This is a genomic window from Paenibacillus sp. FSL R7-0312 (genome assembly GCF_038004445.1).
Classification (GTDB): domain Bacteria; phylum Bacillota; class Bacilli; order Paenibacillales; family Paenibacillaceae; genus Paenibacillus_AQ.
Genome location: NZ_JBBORE010000001.1, coordinates 7,638,606 through 7,656,994, shown reverse-complemented (window position 1 = coordinate 7,656,994; position 18,389 = coordinate 7,638,606). Strand labels below are relative to the sequence as shown.

At 50.8% G+C, this 18,389-nt stretch carries 15 protein-coding genes; 8 read left to right on the top strand and 7 right to left on the bottom strand.

All coding sequences use genetic code 11. The features are described from left to right. Positions 1-81: 81 nt before the first annotated feature. Positions 82-1,080 carry an S-layer homology domain-containing protein gene (locus tag MKX70_RS33085; protein WP_340789776.1) on the bottom strand — a complete coding sequence of 333 codons (999 nt, stop codon included), beginning with the start codon at positions 1,078-1,080 and terminating at the stop codon, positions 82-84. A 103-nt stretch (positions 1,081-1,183) separates the two neighbouring features. Continuing rightward, the gene (locus MKX70_RS33080; RefSeq protein ID WP_042233143.1) at positions 1,184-2,023 is read right to left on the bottom strand and encodes an aldo/keto reductase; all 840 of its coding nucleotides are present in this window, start codon (positions 2,021-2,023) and stop codon (positions 1,184-1,186) included. A gap of 625 nt (positions 2,024-2,648) precedes the next feature. Here MKX70_RS33080 and MKX70_RS33075 point away from each other — a divergent pair. The 3 genes from MKX70_RS33075 (at position 2,649) to MKX70_RS33065 (ending at position 5,493) form a co-directional block, all read left to right on the top strand. Continuing rightward, entirely contained in the window at positions 2,649-2,885 is a 237-nt protein-coding gene (locus MKX70_RS33075; RefSeq protein WP_042233144.1) for a hypothetical protein, read from the top strand. A 262-nt stretch (positions 2,886-3,147) separates the two neighbouring features. Then, positions 3,148-4,101 carry a phosphotransferase gene (locus tag MKX70_RS33070; RefSeq protein ID WP_340789773.1) on the top strand — a complete coding sequence of 318 codons (954 nt, stop codon included), beginning with the start codon at positions 3,148-3,150 and terminating at the stop codon, positions 4,099-4,101. Positions 4,102-4,368: 267 nt separating this feature from the next. Further along, positions 4,369-5,493 carry a GGDEF domain-containing protein gene (locus MKX70_RS33065; RefSeq protein WP_331281902.1) on the top strand — a complete coding sequence of 375 codons (1,125 nt, stop codon included), beginning with the start codon at positions 4,369-4,371 and terminating at the stop codon, positions 5,491-5,493. 30 nt (positions 5,494-5,523) lie between these two features. Here the strand turns inward: MKX70_RS33065 and MKX70_RS33060 are convergent, their stop codons facing one another. Continuing rightward, positions 5,524-6,096, bottom strand: coding sequence for a CGNR zinc finger domain-containing protein (locus MKX70_RS33060; protein WP_042233150.1), 573 nt, complete (start codon positions 6,094-6,096; stop codon positions 5,524-5,526). A 269-nt stretch (positions 6,097-6,365) separates the two neighbouring features. Between MKX70_RS33060 and MKX70_RS33055 the strand changes: the two genes are divergently transcribed. Further along, on the top strand, positions 6,366-6,860 hold the full coding sequence (locus MKX70_RS33055) for a DinB family protein (protein ID WP_042233153.1): 495 nt from the start codon (positions 6,366-6,368) through the stop codon (positions 6,858-6,860). Between the two features lie 123 nt (positions 6,861-6,983). Further along, the gene (locus MKX70_RS33050; RefSeq protein WP_167549522.1) at positions 6,984-7,151 is read left to right on the top strand and encodes a hypothetical protein; all 168 of its coding nucleotides are present in this window, start codon (positions 6,984-6,986) and stop codon (positions 7,149-7,151) included. A 113-nt stretch (positions 7,152-7,264) separates the two neighbouring features. On the opposite strand, the gene cmpA is transcribed toward MKX70_RS33050, so the two are convergent. Together cmpA and MKX70_RS33040 are read right to left on the bottom strand one after the other, a co-directional pair. Further along, positions 7,265-7,402, bottom strand: a complete 138-nt coding sequence (gene cmpA / locus MKX70_RS33045; RefSeq protein WP_099052445.1) for a cortex morphogenetic protein CmpA — start codon at positions 7,400-7,402, stop codon at positions 7,265-7,267. Between the two features lie 127 nt (positions 7,403-7,529). Then, positions 7,530-7,889, bottom strand: a complete 360-nt coding sequence (locus tag MKX70_RS33040) for a hypothetical protein (RefSeq protein WP_042233154.1) — start codon at positions 7,887-7,889, stop codon at positions 7,530-7,532. Between the two features lie 121 nt (positions 7,890-8,010). On the opposite strand from MKX70_RS33040, the gene MKX70_RS33035 reads away from it, so the two are divergent. After that, the gene (locus MKX70_RS33035; RefSeq protein ID WP_042233156.1) at positions 8,011-8,496 is read left to right on the top strand and encodes a SprT family protein; all 486 of its coding nucleotides are present in this window, start codon (positions 8,011-8,013) and stop codon (positions 8,494-8,496) included. On the opposite strand, the gene MKX70_RS33030 is transcribed toward MKX70_RS33035, so the two are convergent. Continuing rightward, positions 8,493-9,134 carry a pentapeptide repeat-containing protein gene (locus tag MKX70_RS33030; protein WP_042233158.1) on the bottom strand — a complete coding sequence of 214 codons (642 nt, stop codon included), beginning with the start codon at positions 9,132-9,134 and terminating at the stop codon, positions 8,493-8,495. The two genes, MKX70_RS33035 and MKX70_RS33030, sit on opposite strands and share 4 nt — an antisense overlap. A gap of 227 nt (positions 9,135-9,361) precedes the next feature. Between MKX70_RS33030 and MKX70_RS33025 the strand changes: the two genes are divergently transcribed. Then, the gene (locus tag MKX70_RS33025) at positions 9,362-16,267 is read left to right on the top strand and encodes an S-layer homology domain-containing protein (protein WP_340841606.1); all 6,906 of its coding nucleotides are present in this window, start codon (positions 9,362-9,364) and stop codon (positions 16,265-16,267) included. Between the two features lie 773 nt (positions 16,268-17,040). On the opposite strand, the gene MKX70_RS33020 is transcribed toward MKX70_RS33025, so the two are convergent. Continuing rightward, complete coding sequence (locus MKX70_RS33020; RefSeq protein WP_340789765.1) at positions 17,041-17,469, bottom strand: Lrp/AsnC family transcriptional regulator; 429 nt, start codon at positions 17,467-17,469, stop codon at positions 17,041-17,043. Between the two features lie 133 nt (positions 17,470-17,602). Here MKX70_RS33020 and MKX70_RS33015 point away from each other — a divergent pair, with 133 nt between their 5' ends. Then, positions 17,603-18,355, top strand: a complete 753-nt coding sequence (locus MKX70_RS33015) for an MBL fold metallo-hydrolase (protein ID WP_340789763.1) — start codon at positions 17,603-17,605, stop codon at positions 18,353-18,355. Positions 18,356-18,389: the final 34 nt, after the last annotated feature.

The window sequence follows — 18,389 nt, the reverse complement described above, 5'->3', positions numbered from 1 at the left end:
TCATGTCCCGGAAGGCAGGCATGATCTGTTATTTACTTTATTTGTAATTATTTTTACAATTAGCCTTGCTTCACAAATTAATCACTCAACATCGGTTGCCGGCTGCAGCCAACGCGATCCCATAACAGGCTCTGCTGTAGCAGTGTAGCCTTCGGGCAGATAAGTGGAGACCGTCCCTTTGGTGATGACTTGCGGGTACATCATATCCGGATCGGGCAGGGTTATTTTGAAGTAGATCACTGCTTTGGTGGGACTGGTGAATTCGATGCGCTCTACCGCCAGGCCGTAGCCGGGATTAGGCAGATTATCGACGGTGATGGTGGCTTTATTAACGCCTTCAGCAGCTTTTTCCAGGACAACATTGGAAACGTATTGATTAACCGGAACCGGTTCTGGTTCAGAAGGCTCAATTACTGTATCGTCTTGGTTGATGGCCCGTGCTGCAAACTCAGCGGCATCATGAACCATAACAGCAGCCTCGGAGCGGGTGATGATATCCGCCGGGCGGAATTTTCCGTTGTCCAGCGTAATAACCTTCGTGTTCAGCAGAATTTGCAGGCTGTTCATGACATCAGAAGAGAGCTTGTCGCCATCCTCAACCATGAAATACATTTTGGTAACGGCAAAATTACCTTTACTCTGCAAGGCTTCCGTGAGCAGATGAGCGAATTCTGCGCGGGTCAGGTTTGCATTCGGATTGGCATTCTGTGCCAGAGTCAAACCGCTCTGTTTGGCGGCCAGGAAAGAGGAAGCATACCAGGCATTATCTTTTACATTGTCAAAAAAACTGCTGGCTGTAGAAGGGGTGTTGCCCATATCCGCCCTTGGTGTCAGCGCCAGCCCTTTGACGAGAAATTGAACGCCTTGCGCCAGGGTTACTTTAGCGTTAGGAGCAAAAAGATCACTGGTTATACCGTTAATCACACCGGCATCATGCAGCGCATTGATTTTGGGTTCGGCAGAATGTCCGTTCAGATCAGAAAAGGCAAAAGCGGATGCTCCAAACGACAAGCTGGCAGCCAGGATTCCGCACGCGATGCTCATTTTTTTTGCGCGCTTTATAATATTAGTTGTTCTCATTGTGCATCACCTCTATATACTATGATGGTTATTAGAGGGGAAATGTTGCAGTTGGTGTAGAAAAATCTAAAGCGGGAGATAAACATTACTTTGTTAATGATAGTTATGACAATGGGATAAAGCGGGTTGTCCATAGGTAAAATTTGTTTTGAGGATCGACAAAGCCTCTTTTATTTTGTTCCAGGGCACAGATTTGGTTCATCTCTTCGTCAGACAGCGCAAAATCAAACACTTCCATATTTTGTTTCAGCCTTGCGGGAGTAACCGATTTCGGAATCACTGCGATATCCCGCCCAAGGTTCCATCTCAGGATGACTTGCGCCGCTGTTTTATCATATTTGGCTGCAATTTCGGTTAGTACAGGGTGGGCAAGCATCTGCTTGTTCCCGTGTCCAAAGGGACTCCAGGCAACATGCTGGATACCATGCTTACCCATGAATTCATGAAGCGCACCTTGCTGCAGAAGCGGGTTCGTTTGGATCTGATTCACAGCAGGTATAATCGTTCCCTGCATCATGACCTTTTCCAGATGATGCTGCTCAAAATTAGAGACTCCAATGGCCCTGATCTTTCCTTCTTTGTATAGAGACTCCATTAGATGCCAACTCTCCAGATAGTTTTTGGCTGGCCAGTGGATCAAATAAAGATCAATATAATCGGTTTGCAGTTTTTGCAGACTGGTCTCAAACGCCTGACGGGTCTTCCGCCCCAGATCAGTACTCCATACTTTGGTTGTAATAAAGAGATCGTTTCTGTTTACGCCTGATTTCCGGATGGCACTGGCGATCAGCTCCTCGTTGCGGTAAGCTGCCGCCGTATCCAGATGCCGATACCCGTTATTGAGCGCCCACAGTACAGCGTCTTCATTATTATCTTTGATGTTATACACACCCAGACCAATCTTCGGCATCATCACACCATTATTCAAAACGAAATGTTCCATTTAAGAGTCACCCTCCTCTTTTATTTCAGGCATGGAAGCTTCCTGAAGATCGTCCCCTTCATTAATGGTTTGACTTTGTGAACGATTATAGCACAAGAAGGCAGGGATCAATCTTTGGGAAAGATAATCGAGACGAACCAAATGGCTGAACGAAGGGCCTTGCTCGCTGTGAATGCCAAGCCCCATGAAATCCCCGGGTCCTTCGCACCTCGGACTTTGTCGAACCCATAAGGAATAAAGAGTGTTTATCAAAAGTCAATGATTGATGTATACTTTTTCTCGTATAGTTTAATGAAAAAATAGAGAATTGATGCGGGGGAAGCATAGATTATGCGGATTTCCACTGTCGCACTCCGTGTGGGGAGCGTGGATTGAAATCCGACTGCCTGTGTCTCTGTGATATAAATGTACTTGTCGCGCTCCCCGTGCGGGATCGTAGATTATAATTTGTTGTGCCTCTTCTAGAGCAGCCAGTAGCTTAGGTCACTCCCCATGCGGAAACGTGGATTGAAATCATATCTTCAATTCTTTGCATCTTCGTATGTTCATATGTTCGGAATACCTTTTTTAACAACATGTGATCGCGAACATATATTAGTACAGATGAGAAGAGGAGGTACAGAAATTGGCCATTGATAAGGACCTACGCGATATTGAAATTGCCCAGTTGGCTTTTATTGGAGGCTCTATTGCTGCATTAGGTGACGGAATCGCGGCGCTGGCTGCCGGATTAGCGTTAGATGCTTTAAAACAGGATTATAAAACCAAAAAAAATAGTCGTACTGCTTCTATTAAATCAACTAAGAATCAACTTGATTATTTTATTAACGAGCTAATTAAGATCAGAAATATTGTTGATTGACAAGATCGTTAGTAGGCTTAATGATACATTGGATAATCTACCGGCACTTTTGCCGGTTTTTTCTTTGCATCTTACTGGCGTTACCTCTTCGTACTGCGTAATAACTAACGGAACCACTTCTCATAAGAATATAAAATATTAGCCGTCGAAGGCATTAAGCTAACAGGCAGATTAGTGGAGCAAAAGGTCTAAAACTTTTCTCACATTGAAACTAAGGATTGTGGTACATTTAGGTAAAATATTACATGATTGGGTGAGCAACTTGGCTTTAATAAATAACAATCTCCTAAAATTGTTACAAGAGACTGCAAAGAAATATATGGACCCTAAAGCAGAAGTTTTAAGCATTGAAAGCACTCCTATCAGTATGGGCTCACAAGCAGTTGAGTTAATGCGCCATAGTGTACTAATAAAAGTACTTGACGAAACATCGAAGTTGTCCCTTGTTTCAAAATATGCAACCAGGATTGAACGTCAGGTACTGACGAGGCTTTACTCCCAAAGAGCAAGTGTACCTTTTTCTTATTCCGATGGTTCTGAATTAGATGAAAGGTTTCTTATTTGTATACAGGATGTTGATTATCAAACAAACTATAGAAACATAAATGTTAGGTTACTTCAGAAAAGTGAAACGAAGGCACTATCATACATTCACGCCTCTAACTTTGGCCAAAGGAGAGAACTTTCATGGTTACCTGAAGTAGACAGCTTACATATAGAAAAGATGATATACGAGCGGTGGAAACCCCAATGGCAAGCTGCTAAGAGAAACGAACAGTTTATAGACATCTTCGGGGATTACATCCCCTTTGTGGAAGCTGTAGCTAATACGATTTTCGAGGATATTCAACATTTAATAAATGATGAAAGCAGCCAAACATTAATTCATAACGACCTTAATCCAGGAAATGTATTGGTACATAACAATACTGACGTACTTTTTATTGATTGGGAAGAAGCTAGGTATGGCTCTTTATTTTTAGATATCCCTCTGCGTTGTGGTACCTCGGAACAAATTGAGGATTACAAGGGGCTACTGGCTGATAAAAGCATAGAATTTTCTTATGATCATTTCAATCAAATGTATGCAATCGCCTCCCGCTACCTGGGACTTAGATATATGAGTTGGAATTTAGGAGCTTGGACTAGTAATTCACACGCCAAAGATGACTTAAAGAAATATTTAGACATGGTGGTGGGAACTTCGCCAACCTAACGAGAAACGTTAGTGAAACAACAACACAGCGGCAGTCTATGGCTTTGGTTTTCGTTTAGAGCTGCCGCGATAGGCTAAGTTTTCTCACCATAATTTTCCTCCTTACTGCACAGTTTGCGTCTACTGCTCAGCACGTGCAGTCACGCTCTATACAGGCATGCATCCCCCATAATAGTACATATCCCGCAAGTGAGTATCGCACCAGATCCATACATGTTAAAATAGCAGAAATGTGTTGATCAAATCTACGTGCAGCGGGTGAATGGTTTGAGATTAAGAGATTTCATGGGCCCCTCGGATACTTCCGCACAGCGGCAGGCCAAGTGGATCAAGCGTTTTTTGCGTACCTATTGGCTCGTGATTGCTCTGCATTTTGCTGCGCAGCTCTGGGCCTTTCTGTTTCTTACATACCCTATGGGACCGTATGAATTTTATTATGATGTCCTGCTCTATCCGACGCTGCTGATGAGTGCGGTTGTCGGGGTGACCCAGTTCGTCGATGCGATTGCGCCAAAATATTCCTTTGTCCTGCTGTTTGTGTCCGGGACCATTATTGCCATGATGATTATCCATCTGAATATGGATATCCGGATTATCGGGGCGCTGATGCTGCTGCCGATTTTTGCGTCGGCGATCTTTTTCCGGCTGGATCTGACCTTATTTACGTCTGCCCTGCAGGCGGCTGCGTTCTTCATTCTCTACCGCTGGGATTACTGGTTCCAATATTATCTGAATGATTTCGATCTGATTGCCATTCCGCTATTTCTGCTGGTGGGCACGCTGGTAGCCGGCATTATTATTATTAACGGGCGGGAGCTGGCGAGTGATCTGGAAGCGACACTGACCGCCAAGCAGAATCTGATGATCGAGAATGCGGTGATCCGCAAGCTGTCCACTACGGATGCGCTGACCGGCCTGTACAATCATATCTCCTTCCATGAGTTCTACGACAAAGCGCTGGAGTATGGGAATCAGGGTGCGCCGTTTCATCTGGCCTTGATTGATATAGACAATTTCAAGCTGGTTAATGATAAATATGGACATCGTACAGGGGATATTGTGCTGGCGAGGGTCGCGAAAGTGATTAAGGAATTCATCTCTCCAGCGGATATCGCCGCACGTTACGGCGGTGAGGAATTCGCCATATTGTTGTTTGAGAAGACCTTTGAGGAAGCATATGAGCGGATAGAATGTATCCGCCAGAAGCTGTCGGAAACATTCCATGAGGAAATGGAAGGCCGGGAAGTTACCGTTAGTATCGGCCTCCAGAGCTATTCCGAAGGGATCACCAAAGAAAAGCTGTTTGAAGAAGTTGATAATCTGCTCTACACGGCTAAGCATTCCGGTAAGAATAAGACCCTCACTCCGCTGACCCAGCTGATTGTGGTGTAGCCTGCACGGTTGCGCTCTATAACCGGGGTGTTATCCGGGCGGGCCTTCATCCTCCGCAGCCTTCTTCCGCGCCCGGAACCGTCTGACCTTCATCAGATTGCCGCACATCTTGTCATCGCAGTAGCGCTTCGAGCGGTTGCGGGTATCGTCGTAATAGACCCAGAGACAATCGGGATTCCCGCAGATCCGGAAGCGTGAGGACTCCTTCTCCATTAATGCTTCGGCAAAAGAAGCCGCTATCTCCGCCATAATCTGCTCCCAGTCTGCACGCTGGGGGAGCAATGAAATCCCGGCTTCGCCGCCGGTACCCCAGACTACTTTCCGCAGAACAGGCCCGTTGCTCATATATTGATTCAGCTGTACCAGCAGAGCGTTTTCCGTAGGTTGTCCCTGTACCAGCCGTTGTACCTCGTCCCATAATAATCCGCGCAACTGCTTCAGCCGCTCCAGTTCAACCGGCAGAATCGGTCCTGCCGCAGGTAATTTCTGTGCCGCCAGCCATTCTGCCAGCCACTCCGGTTCATCCAGCCTGTCCCGGTCCTTGCTCCGGTCGCCTGTCCGCCAATTCCGCCAGTAGCTGTTAATGAAATCCTCCCACAGCAAGCTTCATCGTTCCTTTCACCGTGATGTTTCCTTTGATTGTAACAGTTAAAAATAAGTTTTGCTAGTTACTTGAAGCGCTTCGGCAAATATGCTACATTGCTAATGTAACCTTCATTAAGGTTGTTTAACCGTTACGAAATTCGGATTTTCTAAGCTCTGTAATCAGGGAGCGAATGCTCCGAGAAACGAAGCTGATGATTTCGAAGCTTGCCTTACTGCGAAGAAACTCGAGGTGCATAGGCTCCGCAAAACTTTTAGGAGGGTGAAATATGCAAAATAAGATTAGCGATGTTCTGGTGGAGAACTGGGATTATGTGATGGATGTTGAGGATTGGCAGCCGCCGCTTAAAGACGCGCTTGAAGGTGTGACTAGTGAACAGGCAAGCTGGAAGCCGGAGGGGGCAGCGGGCAATTCTATCTGGGAGACCGTCAACCATCTGACTTATTATAAGGAACGTCTGCTGCGCAAGCTTAAGGGCCTGGAGAAATTGCCTGATCTTGAGAGCAATGATGCTACGTTTACGGTAACGGAGAGCGGGGAAGAGGCGTGGAAACAGGCAGTTGCCAAGCTGAAGTCCGTTCATGCCTCTTTGCGGGAGATTATTGTGGCCCTTGAGGAAGGCGCTTATGAATGGGGCGGCTCCGGACATGCACCGGGCGAAGAAGTGATGAGTCTGATTCTGCATGATTCCTACCATACCGGACAGATCGTACTGGTCCGCAAGCTGCAGGGCTCCTGGCCGGGCCAACGCAGTTTTGACTAAAAGCTGATTTTCAGCAGAAACGGATGCTGTCCCTTAGGACGGCGCCGTTTCTTTTTGTTTCAGTCCGAAACACGGGGGTTAATGGAAGACATACAGCTAACGAACCGAGAGGAGAGATTGAAGATGGAACCGAATACCAAGGATAGAAGCATTGAGGTCGAACGGACAGAGGTACACAAGAAATCCGATTCCAGTCTCGTCGCATCCACCTTTATTAAATATGCCGCGTATATTATCATCATTTTTGGACTGCTGTTCTTCCTGGTGAAGTATGTATTCCCGATGTTCTAAGCAACAGAATCCGGCCTGGATATATATGTTAAAGGGAGTGCCTCACAGCCATGATTTCTACGGCTGCGCGGTCACTCCCTTTTGGCGCTTACGGATATAATGCGGAATAATACCTATACGTCTTTGGTGATGAATTCACGGGTTTCGGCAGAATTCCGGTAAAAGAACCAGCATTCATTCAGCAGTTTGATCTGACGGCGGTCTTTCTTGAAATAAGCCTTCATGAGCTGTTGGCAAAGCCACTGCGGCAAGGGTACCCCTCCTCTGGCATGCATCCTATGTACAGATAGCATATGGAGAAGGCCGCCCAAAGGTGCGGCAGCAGCATTCATTTACAGGTGGTAATTAGCCGTACAGCTCGATCCATACAACTGCTAGCTACTGCACACTTTCCTCTTCCTCTTCGTACCATTGCTCCAGCTGGGCCTGCAGCGCGCGGATTTCCGTTAATAACGAGATCAGCGGATACTCAGTCTCTTGTATAGAGGCAAAAGCATTTTCCAGACGGTTGATATAGGCCAGTCCGGACTCCAGGTGATGCTCCTGACGCAGCAGCTCCAGGGAATCGCACTCGGCAATCGCCCGCGGCAGACCGGGTACATTCTCCGCAGTCAGCTTGTCAATTTCTTTATTCAGGCGAAGATTGAGGGCGCTCAGCTGGTAAGCATACTCCTCCGGCATCTCCACGAATTGCAGTTCCTGATCCTGCTGCAAAATTACATACCGCATTTTCGGCATAACTCATTCTCCCTCCGGACTTGTCTTCCTTCTTGACAGTGTAGCCTATGGGCAAGTTACAATTCAAGTAGAGATCTTATTTCCTTAAGGAGAGGAGCCGTGAAGGAGCGTTATGATAAGTATGAGCAACGAAGAGCTGCAGCAGTGGATCGAGCAGGTGTCACTGAACAGCTTCGGCGTGCCTTTCCGGCATACAGCCAGCTTTAACAGCAGACTTACGACAACGGGCGGACGATATTTTACCAAAAGCCATAATATAGAGATCAATCCCCAGCAGCTTGCCATCCACGGCCGGGAGGAGACGGAGAAGATTATTAAGCATGAGCTCTGCCACTACCATCTGCATCTGGCGAAGCGGGGATATATGCACCGGGATGATGATTTCAAAACACTGCTCGCCCGGGTCGGGGGCAGCCGCTACTGCCAGACACTGCCGGGAGCCAAGGCGCGTAAGCCACAGCCTTACCGGTACAAGCTGGTGTGCGTGGCCTGTGCCACCGAATATCTGCGCAAACGCAGAGCCGATCCGAAGCGTTACCGCTGCGGGAAATGTTCGGGCAAGCTGAAGCTGGTCACCCTGGAGGCAGACGGGAGTCCGGCTACTTAATATTTAATCACGAGTCCCAGCAGTCCGGCGAATGAAGCCGCCTGCTCCGCCGAGATTACACAGCCGTCCAGATCCTGGAGGTCAACCACTAGGCCGGTGAATTCGCAATCGCTCAGGTCAATATCCTTCAGCTTGCACCCGGCCAGTGTGGCCTGATCCAGATTGCATTCAGAGAAGTAAAGGCCGCTTAGGCTGGACTGATAATAATCCGCGCTGATCAGCGAACAGCGCTCGAAGGACGCTCCTTTGAAATTCGCAAACCTGAACACCGCGAACTCCCCGATGCACCCGGTCACCGATACATTTTGAAACCGCGATCTCGTGAAGTCCGTGCCAATCAGCCGGCAATCCCTGAATTCTGTCCGGTGCATGAAGGCATCGCTGAAATCCACATTGGACAGGTCACAATGATCGAAGATGACGTCGGTAAGCTCAATTCCGTGTAAGGAAGATTCAGTAATGGTGACGTTCTTGAAGATGGTTTTGTCAAAAGAAACTCTGGCGGCGTCCTGATATTCAATGAGGGAACCTGAAATGAGGCAGCGGCTGAATTCGTCTTTGGAAGACAGAGAATGAATCTGCTGCGGCAGCAAAAGCTCCGGTTCCGGGATTCGAGGTTGTTCGATCTTGTTATTCATGAATGCCTCCGTAGAATTAGTTCCATCCGTTCAAGTATGGACAACTTGGCGGCTGAATGAGTTAACTATCCTGCGAACCGGGACTTTTGTCAATTACAGCGGCTACAGCCCGCCTTAAGCATGTACGTACAAATACACCTGTGGATGGATAAAATCACACATCGTCTTGTAAGCGTTACCACACTAAGATGAACAAGAAGTCCATTTTAGTTAGAGGGGGCGCACTTATGAAACGATTCAGGTCCGCGGTCGCGGGTCTGCTGGCGCTGTTGCTGTTTTTTCCAACCCTGAGCCTGCAGGGAGCCGGCGGGTTCGTTCATGCAGACGGTATCGGGGGGACAGGTGCAGCGCAAATTCCTACAGGCACCGTTCTGATCAAGAACAAGTGGAAAAACAATTTTTTGTACGAGACCAGTGAAGGCGTTGTCCGCTACGGGATGACCAATCCGGCTGACACCTCTTCCCACTGGACCGTGGCGACGGAGGGGGGCTTGTCACGGATTCAGAATGTGAAGACAGGCCACTTCATTACGCTTGAAGGCAATGCGGGCAAAGAGGATTCACTCAAGGCAGCTGCTGCCCCGGGCGGGGGGAGCACTGCTGACCAATGGCTGATAGATACTTCAAACAGAGCCGGCTATATGGTCATCCGCAGTGCAACCGCTCCGGAGAGCAAGCTGGTCATCCATGAGGAGAATCAGCTGGGTTATGCCCAGGCCAGCGCGGATATCAACATTACATTTGAAAGTCCGCAGTGGACTTTTGTAGACCTTGATACCGCACTTAGTGTGCGGCTGGAGAGCCGCTTCCGCCCGGGTCAGGTCATGTATGAGGATAAGCAAGGCAATGCCCTCTATGGAGAGCAGCCGTCCAGCAATAGGGCCGCACTCTGGATCTTTGAAGAGGGGACAGATGCGGGAAGCCTTCGGATCCGCAATCTGGAGACAGGCCACTTTCTGGGGCAGAACGAGATTACCTGGGCCGGGCTTCAGGTAACGGTAATTGATCCGGTGAAGCCGGGCTTAAGTGAATGGATTCAGGAAGCCGCACCCGGGACAGAAGGAATGGGGTATGTGGCTTACCGGAACTATGGCTTGACCGAGGGCGGCGGTTCTTTATGGTTAAACGCCCAGTTTCCTACGGACAATAATGTCCGCTCCAATACTTGGACGGGCGGACCGGGTAATCCCAGTGCACAGTGGCGGATTGTTCCGTTCATTGGTTCGCAGCCGGTGCGGCTGGGCACCTATACGGATGAACAGTCTGCAACGGATTTTCTCTATGAAGCGGCAGCTGCCGGTCAATTGGGGCACGGGACCATTGGCGCAGGCGGCCTGAACGGAATGGTCTATCAATGGATTGCCGAGGACTATGACGGCCATAAACGCATCCGCAATGCAGCAACCGGACATTATCTGAACTATGCGGATGGTATCGCTGCTGCCGTGACGATGAATAGTAGTCTGCCTTCTGATCAGTGGGATTTCAATGAATCGGATGATTATGATGACTACCAGACGATTGAGAATGTAGGGACTCCGGGGATATATCTGGCTCAGCTGGGAGGCGCGCAAGCCGGCGCCGGCTCTGATGCCACTTCGCTGTCCGCCCAGTGGCAGCTGCTTGATCCGAATATGCCGGCAGACGGGGCCCTGCACTACTTCAGGATCCAGAATACCTGGCAGTCCTTCTACTGGTATGAGAGCAGCGACGGTGTGCTGAAATACGGCAATATGCAGGAGGATGGGTCAGACCAGTGGCTGATTGAGAAGTACAACGGCCGCAAGCTTTTCAAGAATAAAAAAACAGGCCACTACATGAATGTAGCGCAGATGCCGGATGGTCATATTTCAGTGGCTCCGCTTGGCAGTAAGGATAATGTGGACCCGGCGTACATCTGGACTGGCAGAAATACCGGAGACAGCACGTATGTTATTGCCAATGTGCTGGATAAGGAGCCAAATAAGCATCCGCTGAAGTATATTTCTTTGCAGAATCTGACCAAATATGCCGAATATGGGGTGATCAATCCCGATTGGGGCAGTCCCAAGTGGACGTTCGTACCCGTAACCGAGAAGAAACATGATTTGTTCCGCTTCAAGCTGGATGGAGTGAACGGGGAAGATCAGTATCTTAAGGATGATGCTGTTCCTGCTCCTGTGCTGAAGGTTACGCTTCCGGTTAATGATGATACCGTTACAGAGGATGTATATGATCCGCAGGATCAGGCTGGCGGAGACCTGGAGGATATAGCGGAGAAGGCTGGTTTGGAAGAAGAGCCCCCGCTTAGTGCAGGTGGCGGTGCTGCTGCTGCTGATCCGACGGTCGGTCAGGCTACGTACGGAGAGCTTATTCCCGGAGACGATTCCTTCGTCTGGCAGCTGATCGATATCCCGGGCAGCAATGGTGCGGTAAAGATTAAGAATAGAGGGACCGGCAGGTTCATCTCTCTGGAGAGTCTGGGGGCGGTGATTGAACAGGAAGAACCGCCGGCTCCTGTCCGGACTGAGCAGACGGTATATGACGTCTGGGCAAGCATCAGATGGATAGTTGATATGCAGGAATCCGGACGGACTACCTTCAAAAGTGCCTGGGCAGGCCATTACCTGTATGGCGCCGCTGATGATAACGGCTATCCGGTAATCCGGATTAGCAAGGCTGCGGATGCCCCCACCAGAAACAGTGCGCAGTTTACTGCTGAACCTGTTTTCGAACCGGTACCGCCTCTTCCAGTCACCCCTGTCCGGTTCAAAAATGCAGGCACCGGAGATTACCTGTACGAGAACGAACACGGCGTGGTCCTATACGGCCAGCCTGCTTCAGATAACGGCTACTCGCACTGGAGCATCGTTACGAATGAAGGGCAGCAATATATCGTGAATCGGGCCACGGGCCACTATATTACTTTGAATAGTGATTACTCATTCCTGGAGAGTACCGGCGGTGATCCGGCGGATACCGGCGCTTCAGCATGGGATATCAGTCTCGCTGCGGATGCCAAGCATTATACCGTCCGCAGTCTCTACGGTGAATATAACGATGAGTACATCCACTTGCAGAACAAGACGGGATATGCTGAGCGTGCATTGCTGCTGGACACTGAGGCCTCATTGCAGTGGACCCTGGAAGCTGCACCGCAGGACTTCGGCATGCCGGAAGGTGAAGCCAGAAACACGGATACGGCTACACCGGTTCAGAACGACACGAATATCATTACCATCGCACCGCAAGGAATGGACGGCACATTCGTGGCGGAAAAGGACGGCAAGCTGGTTTATGCCGATGCTTCTACAAGTCCCGCCCAGGCGCAGTGGCTGGTGCAGGATTTCAATGGCCGGAACCGGGTGATGAACGTTAAGACCGGGCATTATCTTGCTCGCGATCAAGAAGGCGCTATTGTCCTCGTGGATTCCGGTGTCAAGGAAGACTCGCAGTGGACTATCCAGGATAAGCTGGGATACCGGCTGCTGTTAAGTGCAGATAAGCAATCTGCGCTTACTTACGGGGAGGCAGGAGTTCAACTGGGAGCGGCTGGAGCACAGGCTGCGCTATGGAGCTTCGTTCCCGTAGCTAAGGATGCTGCGTATGCCGGGACAGAGGCTTTTCATGGGGACGGGGTGCTGCGGTTTGCCGTGAATGCTGATGTAGCGGGGGAATACGACGTTGTGCTCCGTTACCGGAATGCGTCCGCCGCTGCGGCTGAGCTGGAAACCCGGGTCAATGGCCTTAAGCAGAGTGAGGTAAGCCTTGCTGCCAGAGCCTCCGCTTCCGTATGGCAGACGGCTGAGCTTACGCTGGACCTGCGGACAGGAATCAATACGGTTTCATTCAGTGGCGCAGAGGCGTCATGGAGCGGGATTACAATTGATAGCCTGACTGTCAAAAATAGCATCAATAAAACCTACCGCGGAGCTACGCTTCCTTATATCAGCTATGAAGCAGAAGATGCCGTTACGAATGGAACGCTGATCACGCCTTCAAGGAAATACCGCAGTCTGGCTTCCGAGGCTTCAGGACGTGAAGCCGTCATCCTGAAGAACACCGGCGAGTATGTGGAGTTTACGATGGCCAAACCTGCGAATTCAATAGTACTCCGTTATTCCATACCGGACAGTCCGGATGGAGCGGGTGCAGAGGAAACATTGTCGCTCTTCGTGAACGGGGAACGTCAGGTGCTTAACCTCACGTCAAAATACGCCTGGGAATATGGCAGCTACCCATGGTCGAATGACCCGCGTCAAGGCAGCGGACACCGCTTCTATGACGAGATTCATGCGCTGATCGGTGAGGCTCCGGCAGGAGCGGTGATCCGCCTTGAGAAAAGCACGGATGATCATGCTGCCTCATATGTAATCGATCTGGCAGACATGGAGCAGGTTGCACCTGCGCTGGCTCAGCCTGAGGGGTTCCTGTCTGTCACTGATTTTGGAGCTGTCGCCGGTGATGATGGCGATGATACTGCCGCATTTAAGGCAGCACTTGCCGCAGCCGAAGCTCAGGATGCAGGCGTCTGGTTCCCGGAAGGCAGCTTCAATGTCGGCAGCGGACTACTGGATCTGGACGATGCGCAGATCCGCGGCGCAGGCATGTGGTACACGACGCTGAACGGCGCCAAGTTCTACGGGCACGGCGGCAAGATCGGCGTATACGATCTGCTGATTGAGGGCGGCATTAACGTGCGCGACGATGAGGCGGTTACGAATGCTTTTCACGGCGCCTTCGGTCAAGGCTCGGTCATTCAGCATGTATGGATTGAGCATACCAAAGCAGGCTTATGGCTGACCCAGCCCAAAGGTGAGAAGGCGCGCACCAATGGCCTCTATATGGCCGGGCTGCGTATCCGCAACCTGATGGCGGACGGGATCAACTTCGCTGTAGGCACAGGGAACAGCATGATGGAGCAGAGCGATATCCGCTATCCAGGCGATGACGGTATCGCCATGTGGTCCTTCACCGATGCCGGGCTGAATGATGTCAATGGCAGCGAGCGGACGCCAAGCTTCAATAATACGGCGCGGTTCAACAATGTATCCCTTCCTTGGCTGGCTGATAATATCGTTGTATTTGGCGGCAGGGATAATAAGATCCAGGATAATATTGTGAAGGATACTGTGACGAACGGAGCGGGGATCGCCGTATCTACACGCTTCAGCGCAGAGCCGTTCCAGGGCACAACCGTTGTGGAGCGCAATACGTTGCTGCGGACCGGCAGCTATGATTCCGGGTATAGTGTGAATCTGGGAGCTATATGGCTCTATACCGGGGAAAATAACATCAACAGCAATGTGCTGATCCGCAATAACATCGCACTGGACAGCACCTATTCCGGACTCATCGTCCACGGCAATCTGAATATGGAAGGAATCACCCTAACAGATAACGTGATCGACGGAGCAGGCACTAACGGAGTAGAGATTACGAAGGAAATGAGAGGCAGTCTGCTGGCCGATAACCTGATTATCCGCGGGGAGCGGATGAATCTGGTGGCGAATACCTCGTCAACATTTACGGTTCTGGAGAAGAATCAAGGTATCGCAAGCAGCGTCAAACCATTCTCGATCAAGCTTGGGGATGGACAGACCGGACCTGTGGTATTAAAAGAGGGAACAGGCTCCAAGCTGCAGGTACTGGATCAGAAGGGGACAGATATCACTGCACAGGCAGTCATCAGTATTGCAGGCAGCAGCCTTGCCACTGTGAAAGAAGGGAAGCTGCAGGCAGTTGCTAAAGGGAACACTACCTTTACCGTGTCCGCCCTTGGCAGCACAAGAGTGTATGATCTTGTGATATCGGCCGCTGACCCTGTCGATCCAGTCGATCCAGTCGATCCAGTAGACCCTGTCGATCCGGGAACTCCAAGTCCGACCCCGAGTCCGACTCCGAGTCCGACGGCGGCTCCGGGGCCGAATACGAACCCGAACCCGCAGTCAACTCCTGCGGCTACCCCGGCGCCAGTGATTGTGCCTGCGGCAAATAACGATGCACAGCTTAAGAGTATTGCCGCCGGGCAGAAGGTAATTGAAGTGGCGGCTATTGCAGACGGTACCGCACGCTTCAGCGGTGCGGCTCTGCGGGCAGCGGCAGCGGCGAGTCCGGACGCTGTGCTGGTGGTCCGGAGCGGGGAGGCGTCCTACCGTCTCCCGCTGGCCCTGGCAGACAGCGTTCTGAAGGGCGCGAAGCTGCCTGATGGAACGCTGGAGTTCAAGCTCGCGCCGCAGACAGGCGCGGAGCTTGCGGGGCTGCTTGCCGCTGCAGGCAAGCAGAACTATAAGGTGAAGGGAACGCCGGCAGGCTTCACCTTGAATGTTACGGACGGCAAGACCTCATTGCCGGCCGGAAGCTTCGGCACTGTACATGTCGAGCGTACCTTCACCATTAACGAAGTAATGGACGTCAAGACAGCGGTGGCGCTGGTCTATGATGCCAAGGACGGAACCTTCCGTTACGTTCCGGCAGTATTCGAATCCGGGGCGGGTATGACCCGGATTACCGTTAAGAGCAGCTTGGCCGGAGGTGTAATGGCTGTTGCCGTGAATCCGGCAAGCTTCGGCGATCTCTCCGCCCACTGGGCCAAGGATGAGATCAATCTGCTGGCCAGCAGATTGATTGTAAACGGCCAGTCGGCTGGCGTCTTTGCCCCGCAGCGCACCGTCAGCCGGGCGGAATTCGCATCCATGCTGGTCCGCTCGCTTGGACTGCAGCCGGATGCGCTGCCGGAAGCTGCAGCCGTCGCTTTCCGCGATGTGCCGGCCAGCTCCTGGTACGCCACCGATGCGGAAACCGCCGTATTGTTGGGGCTGGTTCAAGGCTACGCGGACGGTTCCTTCCGTCCGGATGCGCCGGTCACCAGAGAGCAGATGGCGGTCATGGCCGCCAGAGCTTGGAAGCTGCTTCACGCCAATGCAGCAATTAATGAAGCCGCTTCTTCGTCAGCACTGCCGGGGCCAGGTGCGTTTAAGGATGCTGCCAGCATCTCTGCTTGGGCTAAGGAAGCTGTGGGCACATTAACCGCCACCGGCATTATGAACGGCCTATCCGGCGGATATTTTGCGCCGGACAGCAACACCAGCCGTGCAGAAGCCGCCGTTATTCTGACCCGCCTGCTCCGTGCCGGCAAGCTGCTGAACGAGTAGCCGCAAGTCGTTACAAGCCGCTGCAAAGGAACGCGGGATTTCCCCCCGTCTTCCTTCGCGGCGGCTTATTTTTATCTAGGCCAGGAGGCCGTGTTTTTTAACTCGCTCGAAGTGGACTAAAGAGGAAAGAAGCGCGGAAGTGCCTTTGATATCGCTCAAAGTTGGCATATTGGAGGAACAGAGACGCAGAAGCATTTTTGAATAAGCTGAAGTGTGTTAGAAAATTAGCTAAAAGTTAGCAGAAGGGAGTGAGGGAGACGCATAAGTCTGTTTAATATCGCCCAAAGTCGGCAGAGTGGAGGGACAGAGTGATGCGAGACGGCAGAAATTTTGCAGAAAATACAACAATCCCGGATCTGAAGGTAACAATTCTCCAGTACTCCCGCTCATATAGGAAGAGTAGCTATAATTTCACTCAAAGTCGGCTGAGCGGGACATACAGGGATGGAGAGTGTTTATAATTTTCATCTGCAGCAGCAAATAATATTTTCATCGAAATTATCGCTGAAGCTTTCGTAGGGGTCCACTGCTGGTTCCATAGCTACTTCCGCTGCCGGTCTTATGGATGATTCCATACGTAGTTCTATCGTGAGCACATCGGCGGGTGCAGCTCCTAGAGAACCAATTAAATCGCTGCCCGGATAACTTGTTTCTAACTATGACTTTAACCTCGCCCCCTATCCGCAAGGAAGGCAATCCTTACAAAAGCTTCGCTCTGTTTGCCTTCGGCTGCCCTCTGCCTGCCCTATACTTGCCCTCAGCCAGCAACAGAACTACTTGATCTGGCCCATGTCCAGGTTGACCCGGTAATTGCCGTACCTCAGCAGCTCGTCGAGAAATGCAGTCAGCGCTTCCTGATTCACAGTGCGTACGCGCATCCAGTAACAGCCTTCCCCGCTGATGCGGTACAGCTCCGCAACACTCTTATGGTTCTTCGCAAAGTTCTGGAAGGGCAGATGAGCGGCGTTGGTGCTGAGAAACACTGTAATAAAGGCATGGATATTCTGCCCGATCCGGAGCGGGTTCCAGCGGATGGTGTAGCCCTGAATAATCTCCAGCTCCCGCATTCTGCGGATACGCGCGCCTACGGCTTGGCCGGTCAGGTGAACTTCAGCTCCGATATCTTTGTGGCTTAATGTAGAGTCTTCTATGAGAAGCTGTAAGATGCGGTAATCTGTATCGTCAATGAGGTAGGGCATCATAAGTGTAATTTCCTTTCCGGGTGAAAGTAGAACAGGCTAAACTCTTTCGCGGCACAATGTATTCTAATCTGCGGCCGATTTATAATTGATTGTAGCAGAACACAAGCACAAGTATAAGGAAGAGGTGTTTATTATGAAAATCCAACTGATCCGCCACGCCTCATTATGGCTGGAATACGGCGGAGTAACCTTTCTGGTTGACCCGATGCTGAGTGCACAGGGAGCCAATCCGCCAATTATTAATACCTCGAATGAGCAGCGGAATCCGCTGATTCCTTTACCTGAACCTGTACAGCAGTGGCTGGAGCCGGATGCTGTGCTAGTGACCCACCTCCACCAGGATCACTGGGATGCAGCGGCGGCAGAGCTTTTGTCGCATGAGCTTCCGGTACTATGCCAGGAGGGAGATGGGGAGAAAATTACATCACAGGGCTTCGACCAAGTTACAGAGATTAAAGACAGTACGGCAGCTTCTGTGCGTGGAGTAACCCTGACACGTACTGGTGGCCGCCATGGAACGGGAGAGACCGGGGAGAGAATGGGCAAAGTCTCCGGTTTCATATTCCAGGCGGATGGAGAACCCGATCTGTATCTGGCGGGAGACACAATCTGGTGCGGCGAAGTCCGGCAGGTACTTGATGATTATCACCCGGAAGTTATCGTCGTGAACGCCGGAGGGGCAAGCTTCGTAAGCGGAGGACATATCACTATGAACGAACAGGATATTGTGGATGTATGCCATGCAGCCCCGGAAGCATCCGTGATTGCCGTTCACATGGACGCCATTAACCACTGCCACGTTACCCGTAAACAGCTGAAGTTCCGCCTTGAACAAGAGGAACTGCTTAACCGTGTCGCTGTACCATTGGATGGAGAATGGGTGTAGTCCCAAGGAAATTTGTATAGTTTGAAAACGTTCT

Excerpts from the sequence above, each read along its gene's own strand:
- MKX70_RS33085 (WP_340789776.1), bottom strand. The coding sequence starts at position 1,080 with ATGAGAACAACTAATATTATAAAGCGCGCAAAAAAAATGAGCATCGCG.
- MKX70_RS33055 (WP_042233153.1), top strand. The coding sequence starts at position 6,366 with ATGCAAAATAAGATTAGCGATGTTCTGGTGGAGAACTGGGATTATGTG.
- MKX70_RS33020 (WP_340789765.1), bottom strand. The coding sequence starts at position 17,469 with ATGATGCCCTACCTCATTGACGATACAGATTACCGCATCTTACAGCTT.
- MKX70_RS33050 (WP_167549522.1), top strand. The coding sequence starts at position 6,984 with ATGGAACCGAATACCAAGGATAGAAGCATTGAGGTCGAACGGACAGAG.
- MKX70_RS33040 (WP_042233154.1), bottom strand. The coding sequence starts at position 7,889 with ATGCCGAAAATGCGGTATGTAATTTTGCAGCAGGATCAGGAACTGCAA.
- MKX70_RS33015 (WP_340789763.1), top strand. The coding sequence starts at position 17,603 with ATGAAAATCCAACTGATCCGCCACGCCTCATTATGGCTGGAATACGGC.
- MKX70_RS33080 (WP_042233143.1), bottom strand. The coding sequence starts at position 2,023 with ATGGAACATTTCGTTTTGAATAATGGTGTGATGATGCCGAAGATTGGT.
- MKX70_RS33030 (WP_042233158.1), bottom strand. The coding sequence starts at position 9,134 with ATGAATAACAAGATCGAACAACCTCGAATCCCGGAACCGGAGCTTTTG.
- MKX70_RS33035 (WP_042233156.1), top strand. The coding sequence starts at position 8,011 with ATGAGCAACGAAGAGCTGCAGCAGTGGATCGAGCAGGTGTCACTGAAC.
- MKX70_RS33025 (WP_340841606.1), top strand. The coding sequence starts at position 9,362 with ATGAAACGATTCAGGTCCGCGGTCGCGGGTCTGCTGGCGCTGTTGCTG.